The organism is bacterium (assembly GCA_019637795.1).
In the GTDB taxonomy this organism is placed as follows: Bacteria; Desulfobacterota; Binatia; order HRBIN30; family CADEER01; genus JAHBUY01.
The window spans coordinates 293,368-313,649 of record JAHBUY010000008.1 but is presented as its reverse complement, the minus strand read 5'-3'; the positions used below and the strand labels follow the sequence as shown (position 1 = coordinate 313,649).

The 20,282-nt window shown below is 70.0% G+C and carries 19 protein-coding genes; 7 read left to right on the top strand and 12 right to left on the bottom strand.

Annotation, left to right across the window (positions count from 1 at the left end; all coding sequences use genetic code 11):
• Positions 1 to 18: 18 nt before the first annotated feature.
• Positions 19 to 831 carry a ribonuclease HII gene (locus KF840_24895; protein MBX3028139.1) on the bottom strand — a complete coding sequence of 271 codons (813 nt, stop codon included), beginning with the start codon at positions 829 to 831 and terminating at the stop codon, positions 19 to 21.
• 370 nt (positions 832 to 1,201) lie between these two features.
• Here KF840_24895 and KF840_24890 point away from each other — a divergent pair, with 370 nt between their 5' ends.
• Positions 1,202 to 1,699: a hypothetical protein gene (locus tag KF840_24890; protein MBX3028138.1), complete on the top strand. Its 498-nt coding sequence runs from the start codon at positions 1,202 to 1,204 to the stop codon at positions 1,697 to 1,699.
• Here KF840_24890 and KF840_24885 read toward each other — a convergent pair.
• From KF840_24885 to uvrC, 4 genes are all read right to left on the bottom strand, one after another.
• Complete coding sequence (locus KF840_24885; GenBank protein ID MBX3028137.1) at positions 1,617 to 2,723, bottom strand: response regulator; 1,107 nt, start codon at positions 2,721 to 2,723, stop codon at positions 1,617 to 1,619. The genes KF840_24890 and KF840_24885 overlap by 83 nt on opposite strands.
• Before the next feature lie 24 nt (positions 2,724 to 2,747).
• Positions 2,748 to 3,935, bottom strand: coding sequence for a Coenzyme F420 hydrogenase/dehydrogenase, beta subunit C-terminal domain (locus tag KF840_24880; protein MBX3028136.1), 1,188 nt, complete (start codon positions 3,933 to 3,935; stop codon positions 2,748 to 2,750).
• Between the two features lie 263 nt (positions 3,936 to 4,198).
• Positions 4,199 to 5,476, bottom strand: coding sequence for an ISNCY family transposase (locus KF840_24875; protein ID MBX3028135.1), 1,278 nt, complete (start codon positions 5,474 to 5,476; stop codon positions 4,199 to 4,201).
• Positions 5,477 to 5,518: 42 nt separating this feature from the next.
• Positions 5,519 to 7,444, bottom strand: a complete 1,926-nt coding sequence (uvrC, locus tag KF840_24870) for an excinuclease ABC subunit UvrC (GenBank protein ID MBX3028134.1) — start codon at positions 7,442 to 7,444, stop codon at positions 5,519 to 5,521.
• Between the two features lie 110 nt (positions 7,445 to 7,554).
• Here uvrC and KF840_24865 point away from each other — a divergent pair, with 110 nt between their 5' ends.
• Positions 7,555 to 8,628 carry an AI-2E family transporter gene (locus KF840_24865; protein ID MBX3028133.1) on the top strand — a complete coding sequence of 358 codons (1,074 nt, stop codon included), beginning with the start codon at positions 7,555 to 7,557 and terminating at the stop codon, positions 8,626 to 8,628.
• Positions 8,629 to 8,704: 76 nt separating this feature from the next.
• Here KF840_24865 and KF840_24860 read toward each other — a convergent pair whose 3' ends face one another.
• Together KF840_24860 and KF840_24855 are read right to left on the bottom strand one after the other, a co-directional pair.
• Positions 8,705 to 9,457, bottom strand: coding sequence for a urate hydroxylase PuuD (locus tag KF840_24860; protein ID MBX3028132.1), 753 nt, complete (start codon positions 9,455 to 9,457; stop codon positions 8,705 to 8,707).
• A 110-nt stretch (positions 9,458 to 9,567) separates the two neighbouring features.
• Positions 9,568 to 10,824, bottom strand: coding sequence for an MFS transporter (locus KF840_24855; GenBank protein ID MBX3028131.1), 1,257 nt, complete (start codon positions 10,822 to 10,824; stop codon positions 9,568 to 9,570).
• Positions 10,825 to 10,984: 160 nt separating this feature from the next.
• On the opposite strand from KF840_24855, the gene KF840_24850 reads away from it, so the two are divergent.
• A complete protein-coding gene (locus KF840_24850; protein ID MBX3028130.1) occupies positions 10,985 to 13,354 on the top strand; it encodes a hypothetical protein in 2,370 nt (789 codons plus the stop codon).
• Positions 13,355 to 13,421: 67 nt separating this feature from the next.
• On the opposite strand, the gene KF840_24845 is transcribed toward KF840_24850, so the two are convergent.
• Positions 13,422 to 14,135: a tetratricopeptide repeat protein gene (locus KF840_24845; GenBank protein ID MBX3028129.1), complete on the bottom strand. Its 714-nt coding sequence runs from the start codon at positions 14,133 to 14,135 to the stop codon at positions 13,422 to 13,424.
• A gap of 345 nt (positions 14,136 to 14,480) precedes the next feature.
• Here KF840_24845 and KF840_24840 point away from each other — a divergent pair, with 345 nt between their 5' ends.
• Entirely contained in the window at positions 14,481 to 14,711 is a 231-nt protein-coding gene (locus tag KF840_24840; protein MBX3028128.1) for a hypothetical protein, read from the top strand.
• 46 nt (positions 14,712 to 14,757) lie between these two features.
• The gene (locus KF840_24835; protein MBX3028127.1) at positions 14,758 to 14,994 is read left to right on the top strand and encodes a hypothetical protein; all 237 of its coding nucleotides are present in this window, start codon (positions 14,758 to 14,760) and stop codon (positions 14,992 to 14,994) included.
• A 69-nt stretch (positions 14,995 to 15,063) separates the two neighbouring features.
• Here KF840_24835 and KF840_24830 read toward each other — a convergent pair whose 3' ends face one another.
• Genes KF840_24830 through rsmD form a run of 4 tightly spaced genes read right to left on the bottom strand, consistent with a single transcriptional unit; the run spans position 15,064 to position 18,284 of the window.
• Positions 15,064 to 16,101, bottom strand: coding sequence for an alcohol dehydrogenase catalytic domain-containing protein (locus tag KF840_24830; protein ID MBX3028126.1), 1,038 nt, complete (start codon positions 16,099 to 16,101; stop codon positions 15,064 to 15,066).
• Positions 16,098 to 17,198: an alcohol dehydrogenase catalytic domain-containing protein gene (locus KF840_24825; protein ID MBX3028125.1), complete on the bottom strand. Its 1,101-nt coding sequence runs from the start codon at positions 17,196 to 17,198 to the stop codon at positions 16,098 to 16,100. The genes KF840_24830 and KF840_24825 overlap by 4 nt, the downstream gene beginning before the upstream one ends.
• A gap of 10 nt (positions 17,199 to 17,208) precedes the next feature.
• A complete protein-coding gene (gene coaD / locus KF840_24820) occupies positions 17,209 to 17,706 on the bottom strand; it encodes a pantetheine-phosphate adenylyltransferase (GenBank protein ID MBX3028124.1) in 498 nt (165 codons plus the stop codon).
• Entirely contained in the window at positions 17,703 to 18,284 is a 582-nt protein-coding gene (rsmD, locus tag KF840_24815) for a 16S rRNA (guanine(966)-N(2))-methyltransferase RsmD (protein ID MBX3028123.1), read from the bottom strand. The genes coaD and rsmD overlap by 4 nt, the downstream gene beginning before the upstream one ends.
• A gap of 150 nt (positions 18,285 to 18,434) precedes the next feature.
• Between rsmD and KF840_24810 the strand changes: the two genes are divergently transcribed.
• On the top strand, positions 18,435 to 19,211 hold the full coding sequence (locus tag KF840_24810; protein MBX3028122.1) for a thioredoxin domain-containing protein: 777 nt from the start codon (positions 18,435 to 18,437) through the stop codon (positions 19,209 to 19,211).
• A 103-nt stretch (positions 19,212 to 19,314) separates the two neighbouring features.
• Positions 19,315 to 20,268 carry a hypothetical protein gene (locus tag KF840_24805; protein ID MBX3028121.1) on the top strand — a complete coding sequence of 318 codons (954 nt, stop codon included), beginning with the start codon at positions 19,315 to 19,317 and terminating at the stop codon, positions 20,266 to 20,268.
• The last annotated feature ends 14 nt before the right edge of the window (positions 20,269 to 20,282 follow it).

Below are 20,282 nucleotides of genomic sequence, written 5' to 3'. Positions count from 1 at the left end.
AGCGTAACGGCCCGCCCTTCAGAATCCCGGCAGCCGCGCCTGGGCCACCGGCAGGAACGATCGCCGGTGGGCCGGGCACGGGCCGTGGCGCTCCAGGGCGGCGAGGTGCTCGGCGGTGCCGTAGCCCATGTGGCGGGCGAACCCGTAGACTGGGTAGCGCTGATCGAGCTCGGTCATCATCGCGTCGCGCGCCACCTTGGCGACGATCGACGCCGCCGCGATCGAGTAGCTGCGCGCATCGCCCTTCACCAGCGCCACCTGCGGCACCGCCAGACCCGGGATGCGGCGGGCATCCAGCAGGAGTTGCTCGGGCGCCACCGAGAGTGCGGCGACGGCGCGGCGCATGGCTTCGATCGACGCCCAGTAGGTGTTGAGGCGCTCGACATCGCGCACCTCGACCACGCCGATGCCGATCGCGATCGCGGCTGCTTCGATCTCCGCCCCGAGCGCCTCGCGGCGCGCCGGGCTCAGCTTCTTCGAATCGTCGATGCCGCGGATCTCGCACTCCCGCGGCAGGATGACGGCGGCCGCGACCAGCGGCCCGGCGAGCGGACCGACACCCACCTCGTCGACTCCGGCAACGCGCTGCAGGCCCTGCGTCCACAGCGCCCGCTCGTGGCGCAACAACACCCGCCGCCGCGCCGCCTGCCGATGAGCCAGCCCCACGTCCCTGCCTCCAGCGCCGACATGGCCGGGCCAGGCGCCGCTGTCAAGGTTGCGCGCGCGCCGGACGTCCACTGGGCGCGCCGGCCGCGCGCGAGTGACCGCGCCGCCGCATCCGCGCGGCGAGGAGCGCGCCGCCCAGCGCCCCGGCGGCGTCGAGCAGGACATCGTGCGCCCGCCCGGTGCGGGTGAGCGTGAAGGTCTGGTGCACTTCGTCGGCGGCCGCGACGGCGACCGCCAACAGCACCGCGCCGAGCACGCGCCCGCGCCGCGAACGGACCATCGCGCCCATGCCGAGCGCGCGACAGGTCAGGGCCGCGAGGATCGCGTACTCGACGAAATGCGTGCTCTTCCGTAGGATCAGGTTCGCGGTGTCGATGAGTGTGGGCGGTACGCCCAGGCTGGCCACGAATGGCGCCCCGGCCAACCACGCCGCGGTCTGGGCGTCCGAGAACCGCTCCCCCGACAACGAGGCGATGACCGCGATCCAGCCGAGCACCGGCGCCCAGGCGAGCACCAACCCGGAGGCGCCGCGGCGATGAACGCCGACCGCGCCATCGGATTGATTCTGTCGGTCTGCATCGGTGTCGTGCTGGCGCTCGGCACCTGGCTGCTGTGGCGCGCCCATCATGCGCCGCCCCCGGAACCGCCAGCGACCGCGACGCCCAGCGTCACCGTCACGCCCGAGGCGACGCCGACGCCGACCGGCGCGCTGCCGCGTGCCGCCGCCGGGTACCGGCTCGCCGGCACCGTGGTGGGTGACGTCGCGTACGCCGTCATCGTCGCCCCCAACGGGCACAGCGAGCTGGTGCGCACGGGGCAGATCCTGAAAGGGCTCGGCCAATTGACGGCGATCGAGCAGGACCGTGTCACCATCGCCGGCGACCAGGGGCCGTTCGTCCTGCAGGTCGCTGCCGCGCCGACCGTGACGGCCACCGCGGAGGTCACGACGCCTACCGCGGCGCCGCCGCCGACGCGCGTCCCGTCAGCGTCCGAATCATCGCCTTCAGGCGAGCCGGATCGATCGGCTTCTTGAAGATCACGCTCTCGAGGCCCTCGAGGCGGCTGCGCTTAATGACGTGGTCGCGGTCGTAGTAGTAGCCGGTCATCAGGATCACCGGGGTCGTGCCCCGGCGCTTGACCTCCATGAACAGGTCGTAGCCGTCGAGGTCGGGCATGACGACGTCGCTCACGATGATGTCGACCGAGGTGCGATTGAGAATCTCGAGCGCCCGCAGCCCGTCGCTGGCCACCAGCACCTCGCAGCCTTCGGCGAGCAGGACGTCGCGCAGGGAGCGGCAGACGCCGAGGTCGTCGTCGACCACCATCACGCGTAGCCCCTCCAGGCCGCCGTGGCTGCGCCGCGGCCCGGGCTTGGGCGCCGGGCGCGACACGTCGGTCATCTGCTGCCCGACCAGATAGTCGCGCGTCCCGTACTGGCCCTCGCGCGCCATCTCCACCAGGCGGTTGACGATCTCCTGGATCTTCAGCACCTCGCGGCGCACGGCGTCGACGCGTTCCTCCTCGATCACCGCCTCCTCGTCGGTCGCCTTGCGGCGGACGAAGGCGCTCAGCAATTCGGTGTCGTTGAGGATCACCTCGAGCGGGCTGTTGATCTCGTGGCAGAGCGCCACCGCCACCTCGCCGAGCGTCGCCAGGCGGTCGCGCTGGCGGATCTCGCGGATGTCCTTGGCGAACCCGATCGAGCCGATCTCGAGGCCGTTGTCGTCGTAGAGGATCGAGCCCGAGATGGCGACCGGCAACTGCTCGCCGGAGCGAGTGACGAAGGTGGTCTCGAAGTTCTTCACCTTGCCGGGGCCGCCCGAATCGTCGTTGCGCATCGCGACCATCACCCGGTGCGCTTCCTGCATCGACGGATAGAGGCGGCCGACGTTGTCGCCGAGAATCTCGGCGGCCGTGTAGCCGAGGCCCTTCTCGGCACCGTCGTTGTAGTAGATGACCGTGCCGTTGCGGTCGACGGCGACGACGATGTCGGGCGAGCTCTCGACCAGGCGCTCGAACGACGAGCTGGGCAGACGAACGAGACGTGATTCGGTCACTGTCGCACGCTGCGGAGGCATGGCTCAGTGCGGGTTGGTGAACCCGGCGGGTCGCACGAAGGTCTCCATGCGCCCCGGAGGCGTGGGCACGCGCTGGCGCTGCTTGCGCGCCAGGCGGAGCAACACGCGCATCGAGGTCTCGAATTCGCTCATCGAGCGGACCTCGAAGATGCCGTCCGCGGCGGCGCGATCGAACAGCGCCTCGCCGCGCGCGGTGCGCAGGACGACGATCGTCCAGTCGGTCGCGGCGACCCCGCCGCACGAGATGTCCGCCAGCTCGGCGGAGAAGTCGCCGCAGTGATGGCACTCCGGCCGCGCATATTCCTGCGCCTGCTTGAGCGGAATCTCGACCCGGCGTCCGTCGCGGGTGTCGACCAGCACCTTCCCCTTCACGTTGAACTTGGTCACGTCGGACAGGCTGATGCCGAGCTGGCCCTCGATGACGTCGCGCATGAGGCCGTCGAAGGTGAAGACCTCGCTGCACAGCAGGCCGATGGTCAGGGCAACGCGCTCGCCGAAGCCGCGCAGGAACCTGGTCTGGCGCTCGATGTGCTTTTCCTTCTTCCGCCCGTTGTCCAGGAAGGCGGTGTCGACGGTCTGCATCTTGCGCACGGGCGTGATCTGGCACGGGACGCCAACGAAGGCGACGCGCTGCAGACCGAGCTTCTCCGCCTCCTCGAGCGCCAGGTTGTTCGGGCAGTAGGTGTACCAGGAGCCCGCGCTGGCGACGATCTCCTCGACCGTCGTCACCGCCCGCGGCACCGGCGCGCAGGGCGGACCGGCCGGATCGATCGTCGACACCACGGCGCCGTCGATCTCGTCGCTGCGTCGCAGCCAGGCGAGCAAGCCGGTGACCACGCCGCCGTCCTCACCGCGCGCGCGGATGCGCGCATCGATGCTGCGTGCCGCGACGACGCGGCGGTAGGCGCCGAACGCGCCACGATAGAGCTGGTCGAGGTCGCCCAGCACCTGCTCGCCGAGGTGATGCTCGCGGCGGCCGAGGCGCGGACAGACCTGCGCGCAGACGTCGCAGCCGATGCCCTCGCTCATGCCGCAGTAGTCGAAGGCGGCGCTGGCCTTGGCGACCTGCTTTGGCTTACCGGCGATGTAGTCGATGACGTTGTGCGGGCAGACCAGAACGCAGGAGCCGCATTCGCAGCAGCTCCCGTACTCCACCACCTCGTTCATCATCTCCTTGAAGGTGGGGTGCATCGTCGGTCCCAAAACAAAAAGCGGGGCTGGCCGTCGCCCCGCTCTGGTCACGCATAGTCCCCGGGTTCCGATGAGTCAACGCCGCTGTCGGCGCCCGCCGCATCGCCTGCCCGTTGTTGCGGCTCCTCGTCCGCCACCGCCACGCCCTCCAAGGGCACGGCTACCAGCCTCCCCCGCCGCGTGTCAACGTCGCGCCGCGGCGGTGTCGCTGCTCAGTGATTCTGTCCGCCCTCAACTGCTCAGTGATTCCGTCCCCCCGGGGTTCATCGTGGTGGTGACGGGATCATGTCGGTGGGGGAAACGGAAGGAGCCCGCAGGGCGACTGGAGTTTTCCCCACCGAGGCGGCGCTCGGCGGCCGCCGCCGCCGGCGCTTGAGCGTGCGGAGGGCGCCGGGCGAGGTGGCGGCGGCCGTGGCGATCACCGTGTCGCCGCCGTAGACGCGCCAGCTGCCGTCGAGGAGCTGGCGCACCTCGACGCGCGTCCCCGCATAGCTGCGCTTGCGCGGGCCGGGCGGGATGTCGAGGACCAGGCCGCCGATCCGCACGGTGTTGTCGTTCAGCACGGTCGCCTCGTACTGGAAGCTGCAGATCCGGCTCAGATCGGTCCCCCGTCGCACCGGCCGCCACGCCGGGGTGGCCTCGGCCGGGGGAATGGCAAACCGCTGGTTGTGCTCCGCCCGAAAGGCCTCCAGCACGGCATTGGCCTCCTCCACGGTCGTGGCCCCCACCAACCGGAGCTCGGAGACCAACCGATCCTGCAGCGTGCCCCACAGCCGCTCCACTCGGCCCTTCGCCTGCGGCGACAGCGCGTAGATCACCTCAATCTCCAAGGCCGCGAGCGCCCGGCCCACCTGCGTCGGGTCTTGGACCCCGCGTAACTCCTCTTCCAGCGTCCAGTGCGCGTCGTTGCGCTTCAGGCTCCCGTGCCGATCCATGTAGGCGCTGTACGGAAGTCCTTTCGCCTCCGCGATCGCTCGCAGCACCCGCAGGTACCCTGCCGCGCACTCCTGCTCCACGAACGACGCCCCAGGCAGCAGCTCGCCGGTCGCGTCATCGATCGCTCCCATCAGGCACAGCATCGGCCCGCGCCCCTCGAGCCACTCGTGTCGGCTGCCGTCCCAGAGGATCATCAACCCCGCCTGCGGTTTGCGGTCTCTGCGCCGGCGGTGTTTCGGGGCGCGCCGCCGGCGCGGCGGCCCGATGCCCGCCGCGCGCAGCAGCCGCTGCACGCTGGCCCGAGAGACCTTGACCCCTTCCACGTCCCCCAGCTTCTCGGTGAAGTGCTGGTCGTTGAACCCGTCGTACTTCTTGCGCCGCAGCTCCAGGATCTGCTCCCGCACCGCTTCCCCCAAGCGGTGCTTCGGCGCCCGCCCCGTGTTCCCGTGCTGCACTCCTTTCGCCCCACGCCGCCCCACCGCCCGCCGCAGCCGTCGCACCTGCCGCTTCGACAGTCCCAGCACCTCCGCCGCTTCTCCCACCGTCAGCGCCCCTCGCTCGATCCGCTCCACGGCGTCCAGCCGCTTCCATTGCCGCTTGCTCATCCTCTCCATCCCTCCTTCTTTGCCGCGGAGGGGCGGACATTTTCACTGAGCAGTTAGGCGGACAAAATCACTGAGCTTCAACACGTCGCGCCGCGGCGGCAGGCGGTCCAGCGCCTCCCGCACCGCGCGCGCCAACGCCGGCGATATGCCCGGCACCGCCGCCAACTCGTCCACGGTGGCCTCGCGCATTCGCTTGACGCTGCCGAAGGCGCGCAGCAGGCGGCGGCGGCGCTCGGCGCCGACCCCGGGGATGGCGTCGAGCACCGACCGCAGGCGCTCCTTGCCGCGCAGCGCCCGGTGGTAGGTGATGGCGAAGCGGTGCGCCTCGTCGCGCAGGCGTTGCAGCAGGAAGAGCGCGTTCGAATTGCGGCGCAGCACCACCGGATTGACGCGGCCGGGGAGGAAGACCCGCTCGTCGCTGCGCTCGACCTCGGTCTCGCGCGCGGCGCGGACGACGCGCATCTTCGCCAGACCGGCGACGTCGACCTGCTCGATCTCGAGCTCGCGCAGCACCTCGATCGCGACGTTGAGCTGGCCCTTGCCGCCGTCGACGACGAGCAGGTCGGGGAACACGCCCTCCCGCCTGGCGCGCGTCAAACGGCGGCGCAGGACCTCGAACATCATCGCGAAGTCGTCCTGGCCGCTGACTGTCTTGATGCGGAACCGGCGGTAGCCGCTCGTGTCCGGCTGGCCCTCGTCGAAGGCGACCACCGAGCCGACGGCCATCCCCCCCTGGAAGGTGGAGATGTCGACGCACTCGATGCGCTTCGGGGCGTTGCGCAGGTGCAGCTTGCACCGCAGCTCCTCGCTGATGCGCTCGTACTGGCGCTCGCCGTCCTGGCGCTCGCGGAAGCTCTGGGCGGCATTGTCGCGGGCCATCTCGAGCAAGCGGACGCGATCGCCGCGCTGCGGTCGGAGGATCTCGACCCGGCGCCCCTTGCGGTCGCTCAGATACTCGGCGCGCACCGCTTCATCCTCGAGCTCGATCGGCAGCAGGATCTCGTCCGGCACGTAGCGCTCCCCCTGGTAGAACTGGGTCACCAGCGCGCGCACCACCTCCTCGTCCGGCAGCTCGAAGTCCTCGAGGTGGTAGGCCTGGTTGCCGGTGAGCTTGCCCTGGCGGACGAACAGCACCTGCGCTTCGATGAAGCCGCCCTCGCGGTAGAAACCGAAAATGTCCTGATCGCCGCCGCCGTGCGCCACCGCCTGTTGGCGCTCCTGCGTCTTCTCGATGGCCCGCAGGCGATCGCGCAGCCGCGCCGCTTCCTCGAACCGCTCGGCCTCGGCCGCCGCGACCATCTCGCGGCGCAGCGCTCCGACCAGCTCGACGCGCCTGCCGCCCAGCAGCAGCATCGCCTCGCGCAGGTGCGCCTCGTATTCGGCGCGGTCGACCGGCAGGCAGCACGGCCCGAGGCAGCGGCGGATCTGGTATTCCAGACACGGGCGCGAGCGGTTGCGGAACACCGCGTCGGAACAGGTGCGGAGGGGGATCGTCTTGCGCAGCGTGTCGATGGTCTCGCGGACGCTGATCGCCGAATGGTACGGGCCGAAGTACCTGCTGCCGTCCTTGAGGATCTTGCGGGTGACGATGACCCGCGGCCACGGCTCCTGCACCGTCACCTTCACGCTGACGTACGATTTGTCGTCCTTGAGGCGGATGTTGTAGCGCGGCTTGTACTGTTTGATCAGGTTGTTCTCGAGGATCAGCGCCTCTTTTTCGGTGGCGGTGAGCAGGCTTTCGAAATCGCCCACCCGCTGCATCAGGAACGCGACCTGCGAGCGCTCGTCGCCGCCGCGGAAGTAGGTGCGCACGCGGGCCCGCAGGCTGCGCGCCTTGCCGACGTACATCACCTTGCCGTGGCGATCCTTCAGCAGGTAGACGCCGGGCCGCGCCGGTAGCGCCTCCAGCTTGTCCTCGAGGCTTCTGCTCGGCGCCCCCACGTCGGGCTCCGCGGCGTCCGTAGCCATCCGCCGCCACTATACCCCGCCACGGCGATGGCACCACAGAGGAGTCGATGCCGCCCGCGTCGCCCGCGTCGACTTGCCGGTGCACCCCGCCCTTGCTACGCCGCGCAGCCATGCGCCGGGAGCAGCTCTTCGCCGCGTTCTTCTTCGTCGCGTTCTGCTTTCTCCTCTACCAATTCTACCTCATCCTCTCGGAGTTCATCGGCCCGCTCAGCTACGCCGCCCTGCTGGCCTTCATCCTCCAGCCACTCTGCGAGCGGCTGAAGGTCCTTCTGCGCGCCCGCGACGGCGCCGCCGCCGGGCTGATGACGGCCGCCACCCTGCTGCTGGTGGTCGCGCCGGGCTTCTACTTCTTCAGCGTCGTCACCACGGAATCGGTCTCGCTCTACGAGAACCTGCGCGACTTCGTCACCTCGGGCCGCCTGCAGGAGATGCTCGACCACATGCGGGCCTCGCGGCTCGGTCAGTTGGTGCACGACGTCGGGCTGCGCAGCAAGGTCGACCTCCCCGCCATGGTCGTCAGCGCCAGCCAGACCGTGAGCGGCTTCCTGGTCGCCCAGGCGCCGGCGGCAGCCGCCAACGTCTTCCGCTTCGTCATCAACTTCTTCTTCACCGTCTTCGCGCTGTTCTTCTTTTTCCGCGACGGGCCGCGCATGGTCGCGGCGCTGGCCGACCTCATCCCGATGGAGCCGGAGGACAAGGAAGCGGTCATGCTCCGGTTCGGTGAGACCCTCTCCGCGGTCGTCCTCGGCTCGGTGCTCACCGCGGCGGCGCAGGGTCTCCTCGGCGGCGTCGCCTACTGGGGGCTCGGGGTGCCGTTCAGCGTCCTGCTCGCCGGCGCCACCGCGCTCCTCTCCCTGATTCCCTACGCCGGCCCGCTGGTCTGGATCGGGGTCGCCGGCTACCTGGCGATCGGCGGCGACTACGTCCGCGCCGGCATCATGATCGGCTGGGGAGTGCTGGTGATCGGCAGCGTGGACAACTTCATCCGGCCGCTGGTCATCGGCGGGCGGACGCAGATTCCGACCGTGTTCCTCTTCTTCGGGATCCTGGGCGGCCTCCAGGCCTACGGATTCCTCGGCATGTTCCTCGGCCCGGCGATCATCGCTATTCTCGTGGCCTTCGCCCGCATCTACCGCGAGCAGTACGCCAACGACCGGCCCCGGCGCCGCGACGATCCCCCGTGAAGCAGGTACGCGCGCGGCGACGGAGCAACGGAGGCATCGCGTCCTCCGTCGCTCCGACCCGCGACGCGATCGTTGGTCAGAATCCCTTGACGGCCTTGGACTTGTTGTAGAGCCAGTAGGTCGCGCCCCAGCCGACGAGCACGACGATGCCGATCAGCAACGGGTTGGCCGCCCACGGCGCGTGCGCGTTCATCATGGTGAAGATGAGCGGCACGGACATGTAGGTGTTGTGCTTCGAACGCAGACCGGCGAGCCCGACGAGGGCGGCGTCCGGCGGCGTGCCCTCCTTGGTGGCGCGGATGATCTGCTGCTGCGACGGCCAGATGCGGAACCAGACGTTGAACGCCATGATGGTGCCGAACATCGCCCCGAGGTGGATCGCGTAGGCGCGATAGCCGAAGTGGGCGATCCAGGCCATGTAGCAGAGCATCGCCGTGGCGAGGATCACGCCGCCCACGAACCCGGCCTTGGGATCGGTGAGCACGGTCTTGTAGAGCTGGTCGTAGATCAGCGGCGCCACGAACACGAGGATGACGGCGAGGATCGAGGCCGCGCCCCAGTGTCCGCCGGCATCGAACATGAACGGGCCGTGGTAGAAGACCAGCAGCAGCAGCAGCACGCCGGTGACCCAGGTGTAGGCGGCGCCCCAGCGGAAGAAGTAGAGCGCGCGCGGCATCAGCTCGGGCACCACCTTCTTCTTCGTCTCGCCGTCCATCGTCGGCGCGAACTGCGAATTGACGAAGTTGAAGAAGTACAGGTGACCGATCCACATGACGCCGGCAACGATGTGGATCCAGCGGATGATCGATTCGACGAAGAGATTCTCCATGTCGTTCCTCCCGTGTGTGTCTCCACCGCCTACCATACGCCGCGGCATGCGGGGCCACGCCCAGCCAGAAAAAAACTGCGGGGCTGCTTAAGGGTCGCCTCGGCCGGTTGTCAAGACAGCGTCGGCCGTGCGGCGCGCGGCGGCCGAGCCCGCCCGTCCAATCCGGCGATGCACAGCATGGCGCCGACGGTCAGAACGATGATGATCGCGAACGCGGGCTCGTAGCGCCCGCCGGCGTCGCGCACGGCGCCGGTGAGCGGGATCGCCAACGCCTGGTTGAAGACGATGACGGGTGTCATCCAGCCGGCGATCGCGCCGTAGTGGAGGCGGCCGAAGCAGGCCGCGACCACGGTCGCCCACAGCGTCGCGTTGCCGCCCATGGCGAAGCCGTAGACGACGACGAACACCGTCAGCATCGGGGTCGAGGTAGGGGCGACCAGCAAGCCCACGCCCAGCGCCTGCAATCCGAAGCAGAGCAGGATGATGGCGCGATCGCCGAAGCGGTCGAGCAGCGCGCCGAAGCCGAGCTTGCCGACCACTCCCATCCCGGCGGTGGCCCCCAGCACCCAGGCCGCCGCCGGCCCGCTCAGACCGCGGTCGCGCAGAAAGGCGATCTGGTGCAGGAGGGTCGCCGACAATCCCGCCCCGGTGAGCGAGAAGGCGGCGGTGATCAGCCAGAAATTGCGGCTGCGCAGCGCCTGCGCTGCCGTCCACGAACGCTCGAGCTCGAGGGCCGCGGCGGCATCGGGGGCGGCGCCGCGGGCGTCGCCGTCCGGGCGCAGCCCCATCGCCTCCGGGGCGCGTCGCATGAAGAGCGCCACCGGCGGTACCGCCGCCACCAGCACGATGACGCCCAGCCATCCGAACGCCCCGCGCCAGCCGCCGTGCGCGATCAGCCACTCGGTGAGCGGCACGAAGATCACCCCGCCCATCGAAATGCCGGCGGTGGCGACGCCGAGCGCCTGGCCGCGGCGGCGCACGAACCACCGGGTCACGGCCGCATTGCTCGGCAGCCCGCCGAGCGCCGTGGCGCCCAGTGAGACCACCCCGCCCATGACGAGATAGAACTCGCTCAGCGACGACACGCCGCGCAACAGCCAGAAGCCGACCGCCATCGCCACGGCGCCGACCAACTGCGAGGGGCGCGACCCGCGGCGATCGACGACCCGCCCGACCGCCGGCGAGTAGAAGGCTCCGCACAGCGATGCGAGCGAGAACCCGAATGACGCCTGGGCGCGGGTCCAGCCGAACGCCTCGGTGAGCGCCGGCAGGAAGACCCCGAAGCTGTAGAAGACGATCCCGGTGGTGAGGCAGTGCGTGATGAACGCGACGCCGACGATCCACCACCCGTAGAAGATCCTCTGCACCCGGCCCCCGCACGGCCGCTATCGCTCGCCGCCGGCGGGCGCAAGGCGGGCGATTCGCGACAAACCGCCGCCTCCGATATACGTCCCCCACCGGCTCCGCTGTCGCGAGCGGAGCGGCGTCGCGATGCCCCCCCTCTCCCGCCCACGCTCCCGTCTCCCGTTGTGGCTGCTGCCGTTGCTGCTCGCCGGCGGCGCGCTGGCGTGGTGGCGTCCGTGGGCACCGACGGCGATCGACGAGGCGCCGCCGGTCACCGCGGCGGCCCCGGAGGCCGGGCCGCCGGCCTTCGCGCGCTGGCTGCGGTTCGAGCCACCCGGCGCGCGCCAGCACGGCCCGGCCGGCGACGGCTACCTCGACGCCATGCTCGGCCACCAGGTGTTCCGCTCCCTGCCGCGCGGCGTGCCGCCGCAGATCGGCCGCCAGCTAATGCTCGACGACGACAAGCTGCTGCTGTCGAGCGGCCGCCGCCTGTGGACCCGCGAGATCGCCTTCCAGCCGGGCCTCGCCGGCGAGATCTGCTACGCGCACTCCAGCTACTGCCTGCGTCGCTTGGTCGACGTGTCGTTCGCGATCGATGGCCAACCGGCGGTGATCTACGACAATCAGTACTGGATCGAACGCTACCCGAGCCACACCGCCATCCACTACGAGCTGCCCGGCGTCACCGTCGACGAGTACAAGTACATCACCTGGGACGACCGCATCGCGGCGACGTACTCCGCGACCAGCCGCGACGGGGCCGCGCACACGCTAACGATCGAAGCGATCGCCCACCCCATCCCGATCCCCAACGCCGAGGACGCCCCGCCGGCGTTCCCCCTCCTCGCCGCCGGCAGCTTTCAGGGCATGCCGCTCTTCGTCTACCTCGACGCCCCGGGGTTCACGCGACTCGACGCGGCGACCACGCACCTGCGCCGCGAACTGCAGGTGCCGGCCAGCGGCAGCACGCCGGAGAGCGGCCTGGCGGTGCGCTTCGACGACCAGCGGCGGGCCGCGCCGGCCGATCCGTTGCCGGATCACCACGCGCAGTCGCGCGTCTACAACCGCTGGTTCGCCGAGAACGTCCCCTACTTCGACGCCGCCGACCCCGGCTTCAAGCGCATGTGGTACTACCGCTGGTGGGTGGTCCGCTTCTCGATGGTGGACATGGCGACCCCCGACCTGCACGGCGCCGCGTTCTACGAGGGGAAGCTCGGCTTCGACAACGTCATCGGCTTCGCCGTGCCGCTGCAGATCAAGGAGCTGACCTACCTGCGCGATCCGCGCTACGCGGTCGAACAGCTCGAGAACAGCTATCGCAACCGGGCGCCGAACGGCGCCGTCGTCGATCCGCCGGGCAGCCCGTACTGGAACGAGACCTACTCGCACTGGATCGCCTCCGCCGCCGCCGAGCTGCAGCGCGTCCATCCACTCCCGCCCGATACCCTGCGCCGTCTGCTGCCGGCGATGGCCGCCGACGTCCGCGCCTGGCTCACCGCCTACGACAGCGATGGCGACGGGCTGCCCGAGCGCGATCGGCCGCGCGTCACGGGCTACGACCTCGACATCCTCTCCTACTGGTACTTCGACGGCACCCGCCTCGAGCTCACCAGCGAGCCGCCGGCCCTGGAGCGGGTCGATTTCGCCAGCTTCGTGTTCGCCAACGCCATCGGGGTCGCCGAGCTCGCCACCGCCGCCGGAGACACGGCGCTCGCCGAGGAATTCCGCGGCATCGCCGAAAAGATCCGCGCGGCCACCCTGGCGCAGATGTGGGACGACGACACCCACTTCTTCTACCCGCAACGCGCCAGCGACCACGCCCGCGCGCCGATCCGCGAGATCCACGGCTTCTTTCCCTTCACCACCCTGCTCGCCCCCGACCAGCCGCGCTACACGCCGGCGCTGGCGGCGCTGGTCGATCCGGACGACTTCTGGGCCCGCTATCCGCCGGTCATCACCAGCCTGAAGCACTACAAGACGTGGACCTGGGACATGGACGGGCTGACGCGCAACATCGCCCCGCATCCGATCAGCATGGGCGCGCGCACCGCGCTGCAGGCGATCAAGCACTACCACGGACATCCGGTGACGGCGGCGGATTTCATGGAGCTGATGCGGCGCTACAACGACCTGCTCTACCCCGGCGTCCATCCCAACGATCCCTACTGGCGGCCGAACGCGCACGAGTACTATTCGAAGTGGGAGCCGCACGCCCAGTCGCCGCAGCCGAAGCCGTCGGACATCTCGCACGACTTCCACTCGATGTACCTGTCGCTGGTCGTCGAGGGGGTCGTCGGCCTGACGCCGCGCGACGACGACCGCATCGAGCTCGAGCCGATGGCGCGCGAGTGGCCCTTCTTCGCCCTCGACGGCCTGCGCTACCGCGGCCACGACCTGACGATCATCTGGGACCGCCCCGACGGCGACGTACGCTACGACGGCTATCCCGAGGGCTTCTCGCTCTACATCGACGGCGCCCTCGCCTTCACCGAGCCGGCGCTCGGCCACGTCGTCTACGATCCGGCCACGAAATCTGTTGAGAAGAAGACCTGACCGGGTCAGCGACCGGGGCGCCACACCGGCACGGTGTCGGCGCCCGGTGTTCCCACCTCCGAATGTGCTACCGCTCGAGCGATTGGAGCTCGGCCGCGGCGTCGCGGTCGCTCGGATCGAGTTGCAGCGCGTGGGCGAATTCGCCGATCGCCAGATCGTCGAGGCCCTTGCGCTTGTAGTTCACGCCGAGGTGATAATGCGCCGCGGCGTCGTCGGGATTGCCATCGGCGACGCGGCTGAAGGCGTCGATGGCATCGTCGCTCATGCCCAATCGCTCGTAGAGCACGCCGATATGGTAGTGGGCAATCACATACCCCGGGTCGGAATCGACGACGGCACGGAAGTTGTCGAGCGCCTCGTCGAGCTCGCCGAGGTGGTAGAGCGATAGCGCCAGGCGATAGCGCGCCGGCACCGATGTCGGTTGATACTGCAGGGCGCGCCGGCAGGCCGCCGCGCACGCCTCCAGCCGGCCGCGGCGATAGTAGGCGACCGCAAGCTGGAAGTGGGCGTGTGGCAATGCGTCCTCGAGCGCGACGGCGCGTTCCAGGGCGGCGATGGCGTCGTCGATCCGTCCGAGGTGGTACTGGGCCAGGCCGAGGTTGTAGTGCGCCTCCGGCCGCTCCGGATAGCGGCTGACCACCCGCTGCCAGCGCGCACAGGCCGCCTCAGGTGGCGTCCCGTGGTGGTCGGTGGCCAGCGTCTCGGGTCGCAACGGGAACCCGCAATACGCGCAGTACCGGTGGTCCACCGCGGTCTGCGCACTGCATTCCGGACACGGCATGACGGACCTCCCTTCGCTGGCTCTTCGGCGGGCCCGGATTGTCGCGCCGGAGCGCCCGCCGGCGCAAGCAGAAAATGCGTCGCCCCCCCTTCGCGGCTCGCTCGCGTCCTATGCATGCGCCGCGGCGCCGCCCGCGGCGAATTCTTTCGCCGGCGGCTGGCGATGGGCGTCGTGACAGCTATCGTTGATTTGCTCAGCGGAGCAGCGCGTGGGTCATGGTGGCGTGCGTAGAGAGTAGCGGTCGTTTTTCATCTTGACGCTTGCTCCGGGAGGGATTTTGTGAAAATAGGCTGCAGCGGTGCTGCGTAGACCACTCTCACCTGAGAAGGAAGAAGGAGGAGGCAAATGAAGACGAAGAAGGGAATTCTGGTGGCCTTGGCCCTCACCGCCCTGGCCGGCTGCACGGCGAAGATCGATCCGGCCGACATGCAGAAGGCCGAGGCCCTGGTGAGCCGCGCCGAGGCGGCGGCCAACAAGGCCAGCGCCGCTGCGCAGAGCGCGTCGCAGGCGGCTGCTTCGGCTGATGCCGCAGCCCAGAAGTGCGAGGCCGTTGCCGGCAAGTCGTACCGCAAGTGACCCGTATCCCCGGGCACTGTGAACTGTCGGTAGAAGGAGCGCGCTGATGACGCGTAGACATCGGATGTTGATTGGAGTGCTGGGCGTGGGTCTCCTGGCGACCCTCACCGGCTGCCCGAAGAAGCCGTTTCCGCCCGACCTGCAGGCGCGGATCGAGGCGGCTGCCAACAAGGCCGAAGCGGCCGCCAACCAAGCGGACGCTTCCGCCAGCAAGGCTGCCGCGTCGGCTCAGAAGGCCCAGGCCGTCGCGGACAAGCTGGGCAGTCGCGGCTGGAACAAGTAAGCCGCTGAACCACTGCAAAAGGGGGCGCCCCGCATGGGGCGCCCTTTTTTTTCGCCCCGCTATCGTCCCCTACCCGCTGGCGCCGGCGAACATGACCATGGCCTTGATCGCCGCCTTGTCGAGGGCGGCGACGCGGTAGGCCTCGGCAGCGTCGTCGAGCCGAAAGCGGTGGGTGACGACGTGGCGGGCGGCGATCACGCCCTCGCTGATCAGGTCGAGGGCTCGGCGCGTCTCCACCGGCCCGCACGAATAGCTGGGAATGAGTCGCAGCTCGCGGAAGTAGAAGTCGAAGGTGGACAGCGCCAGGGCCTCGCCCGGTTCGGTCCCCATGAACTGGACGACCGTGCCGCCGCGTGCCGCGCAGGCGATGCCGGTCTCGAGCGCCGGCACGGTAGCCGGGCCGACGATGACGATCTCGGCCCCTTCTCCGTCGGTCGCATCGCGCACCTGCTCGGCGAGCGGCGCCGCGCTGGCGTCGAGCACCACGTCGGCACCGAGCTGCGTGGCCACCGCGCAGCGACCCGCCACCAGGTCCGCGCCGATGATCCGCCGCGCCCCGAGGTGGCGGGCCAGGAGCACGTGCATCTGCCCCATCACGCCGAGGCCGATGATCAGCACCGAAGCGCCCGCGACATCGCCGGCGCGGGCCAGCGACTTGACGACGCAGGCGAGCGGCTCGACCAGGGCGCCGTCGGCGTCGCTCACGTGGTCGGGGAGGCACAGGGTGTCGCCCGCCAGATTGCCTGCGGGCACGCGGAAGAACTCCGCCATGCCCCCGGGGTCGAGGTGCGACTGCTTCCAGGTCGGACACTGGACGAACTCGCCGCGCGCGCAGGCGCGACAGCGGAAGCAGGGCGCGTGATGATGGACGAAGACCCTGTCCCCGGGGCGAAACGCGGTGACGCCCGCCCCCACCTCCGCGATCTCGCCCACCGGCTCGTGCCCGAACACCAACGGCGCCTTCTTGCGGATGTACCAGGGAACGACATCGCCCGAGCAGATGCCGCAGGCGCGCGCCCGCACCAGCGCCTCGCCGGGACCGATCGCCGGCACCGGCTGCTCCTCGATGCGGACGTCGAGGAAGTCGTAGAGGCGCGCGACCTTCATGCCCCGGCCGGGCGGATCGCGAACTTCGCGCCCTCGCCGCTGCGATGGCGCGCCAGCGCCTCCTCCAGCCGTTCCAACGGCAGCACGTCGCTGATCAGGCGCTCACCGCCGAAGCCACCGCTCGCCAGCAACTCGTAGGCGGCGCGCACGTCGCGCGGCGTGAAGTGGAAGGGGCTGCTGATCGCGACCTGGTCGTAGTGCAGACGCGCGGTGTCGAAACGCACCATGGTGCCGACCCGACAGCCGCCGAACAGCTCCACCTGGCCGCCGCGCCGCGCCAGCGCCGGCGCCGCCTCCCAGACCGTCGGCTCCCCGGTGCACTCGATCACCACGTCGGCGCCACGGCCATCGGTCAGCGCCAGAATGGGCGCCCGCGCCGCTTCGGCGGCGGCGGCAACGACCTCGCCGCCGAGCGCTCGCGCCTGCGCGGCGCGGCCCGGATTGCGCGCCAGGACCACCACGCGCGACACGCCGCGGTAGCGGAGCGCCAGGAGATGCAGCAGCGCGATCGGCCCGGCGCCGACCAACAGCACGGTGTCGTCCTCGCGCAGCTGGACCTGCGCCAACCCATGCAGCACGCAGGCCAGGGGTTCCAGCAGCGCCGCCTCGGCGTACGACAGCGTCGCCGGCTTGCGGAAGAGATTGGTCTGCACGACCGCCGCCGGCAGCCGCACGTACTCGGCGAACGCGCCGACGACGAACTGCTCGGTCACCTGCGCGCAGAGGTTCTCCTGTTCGCGCCGGCAGACGTAGCAGCTCCCGCACGGCGCGGTGGGCGCGGCCATCACCGCGTCGCCCTCCTCGACGCCGCGGATCCGCGTCCCCACCTCCACGACGTCGCCGGCGAACTCGTGCCCGAAGAGCGTCGGCGTCGGGAAGATCGGATGGCCGCGGACGAAGGTCTTCACGTCCGTACCGCAGGTCAGCGCCGCGCGCACCCGCACCACGATGCCGTCCTCGCCGGCCGACGGGCGCGGCAGCTCGCGCAGCTCGACGTGCCCCGGCCGCACCAGCACGTGGCCGCGCATCGTCGCGCGCCCGCCGCCGGCCGACGGCTGCCCGTCGATCCCAGCGGACTGCTGTCCGACGATCGGCACGATGCCGCGCTCAGTCCCGCTGCCGCGCCAACTTGTCGACCAGCGCGCGATTGACGGCCGCCGGGACGAGTCCGGACACGTTACCGCCCAGGCTGGCGACCTCTTTCACCAGGCGCGACGCGGTGTAGAAATACGCCTCGCTGGCGGTCATGAAGTAGGTCTCCACCCGGTTGTTGAGATGGCGGTTCATCATCGCCATCTGAAACTCGTATTCGAAGTCCGACACCGCGCGCAGGCCGCGGATGATGGCGTGCGCCCCGATGCGGTCGCAGTAGTCGACCAGCAGGCCGTCGAAGGCATCGGCCTCGACCCGCTCGGCAACATCGGCCAGGGCGTCGCGAATCATCGCCACGCGCTCGGCGGCGGTGAACAGGCCGGTTTCCTTGGCCGGATTGTGGGCGACGGCGACGACGATCTGGTCGAACACCCCGAGGGCACGCCGGACGATGTCGAGGTGCCCTTTGGTGATGGGGTCGAACGACCCCGCATACACGGCCTTCCGCTTCACGTCTCCGCCACGTCGCCCGGACGTTCGTCCCGGTACAACGACAGGACCGTATTCCCATAGCGTTTTGTCGTGGTCAACCGCAGGGTTCCGTAGCGCTCGCCGAGTCGGTCCTCGACGTGATGCTCGGTCGCCACCCAGCCGCCCGCCCGCAGCAACCGTCCGCTCGCCAACAGTGTCAGCACGCGGTCGACCAGTTGATGGCCGTACGGCGGATCCATCAGGACGCCGTCGAACGCGGCCCCTTCGCCGGTGAGTCTCGCCAACGCCGCCTGCGCCGACTGCCCGACGACCCGACCCCGATCGAGCATGCCGCAGCGCGCCAGATTGGCGCCCAGCGCCCGCCGCGCCGTCCCATCCTGTTCGACGAAGGTCACCCGCGCCGCGCCGCGGCTGAGCGCCTCGATCCCCAGCGCGCCGCTGCCAGCGAACAGGTCGAGCAGCACGGCGTCCTCCAGATCCACACGGCTGCCGAGAATGCTGAAGAGCGCCTCCTTCACCCGATCCGCCGTCGGGCGCACCGCCCGCCCGCGCGGCGCTTCCAGCCGGCGCCCCCTGGCGCTGCCAGCGATGACCCGCATGCCCATCGGCTGACCGATTCTCGCGCCGCGGGCAAGTGGCCGGCGGGAATCGGGCCGCGCGGCGCGAGGTTGAGCCTCGACGGCTCGGCCGGTAAGAGACGGCCGTGCCCGGCTGTCTGCAGCAGCCCATTCGGACGAGGAGCGCCGCAGATGCAGAAGAACCCGCCCCATTCCGTGGCCATCTTCGCAGCGCTGGCGACCGGCGTCTCACTGCTCCTGCCCGGTTGTCACCGCGACGCCCAGAACACGGACGAGCTGCGGGCCGAGCATCGGCAGATTCTCTCGCGCCTCGCCGATCTCGAGCAGAAGATCGACCGCCTGGCCTCGCGACCCGCTGGCGCGCCGCGACCGCTCGGACCGGAGCCGGCGCGCGCCTACAACCTCCCAGTCGAAGGGTCGCCAGTGAAGGGACCCGCCGATGCGCCGATCACCATCGTCGAGTTCTCGGACTACCAATGCCCGTTCTGCGCCCGCTCCGAAGGCCTCATCGCCCAGGTGCTGCAGGCGTATCCGACCCAGGTGCGGTTCGTCTACAAACACTTCCCGCTCACCGCCAACCACCCCCAGGCGCTGCCCGCGGCGCTCGCTGCCGTGGCGGCGCAGAAACAGGGCAAGTTCTGGGAGATGCACGACCTCCTCTTCGCCAACCAACGCAACCTGTCGCCGGAGCAGATCGACGGCTACGCTCGCCAGCTCGGACTCGACATGCAGCGCTTCAACGCCGACATGCAGTCGGACGCCGCCAAGGAACAGGTCGAGGCGGACCGCCGCCTGGCCCGCCGCGCCGGCGTCCGCGGCACGCCGACCGTGTTCGTGAACGGACGGCTGCTCCAGGACCGAACCCTCGACGGTGTCCGGGCCCTCGTCGAGCCGATGCTGCGGGCCGCCCGAACGCCCTCCCCCGCGGCCAGCGGGAGCAACGGATGAGGCAGCAAAATCGACCGCTTGGCCCCGCAGCCTTGTAGCTCGACCAGCGCCCCTATAGGCAGGTGGGAGGGGTTTCAGAACCGAGGTGAAAAGGAGTGTGGGCATGCGGGGAGCGAGGATCTTCGTCCGGACGACCGTGACCGCTCTGGCGACGCTGGTGACGACACAGGGGTCGGCCATCGCCGCCGAGTGCAGCAACGATTTCCCCAGCACCTTCGCCGCCATCCAGAAGGTGATATTCGAGGGGCGCGGCTGCACCAGCGCCGCCTGCCACGATGCCAGCGCCTCCGGCGGTCTCAACCTGCTGCCCGACGTCGCCTACGACAACCTGGTCGGCAGACCGGCGGAGACCATCCCCGGCTGGGAACGGGTCCGCGAGGGCGAGAAGGACCGCAGCCTGCTGTTCATCAACGTCGCCGCCAAGACGACTCCAGACAGCTTCACCGCCCCGCTGCGCGCCATGCCGCTCGGCGCCCTGCCCGCCCTGTCCACCAACGAGATCGAGGCCATGCGTCGCTGGATCGAAGCCGGCGCGCCGCGCAACGCCACCGTCGCCGGCACCGCCGACCTCCTCGACGCCTGCCTACCGCCGGCGAAGCCGATCGAAATCGAGCCGCTGCCGCCGCCCGCCCCGGGCGAGGGCGTGCAGTTGCATATGCCGGTCTGGACGGTGAAGGCGAAGAGCGAGTCGGAGGTCTGCTACGCCAGTTACTACGATCTCACCGACCAAGTGCCGGAGGAGTTCCGCGGCCCCAACGGCACCTTCCGCTACAATCGCGAGCAGATTCGGCAGGATCCGCTCAGCCACCACCTCATCGTCAACCTCTACAACGGAAAGGCGGCGCCGCAGGACCCGGTGTGGGGCACATTCAAGTGCCGTGGCGGCGCGAAGGCGGACCAGGTCTGCGATCCGCTCTCCATCGGCTTCTGCGGCGACGGCGAATGCGCCAACGACGCGCTCAAGAGCGTCGCCTGCTTCGCGCAGCCGAACCTGCCGGTGGTGTCGGTCAAGTGGTGGAAAAGAGTCGCGCCTCGCATCCGGCAGCGTAACCAGTAATGGACTCTATGCGG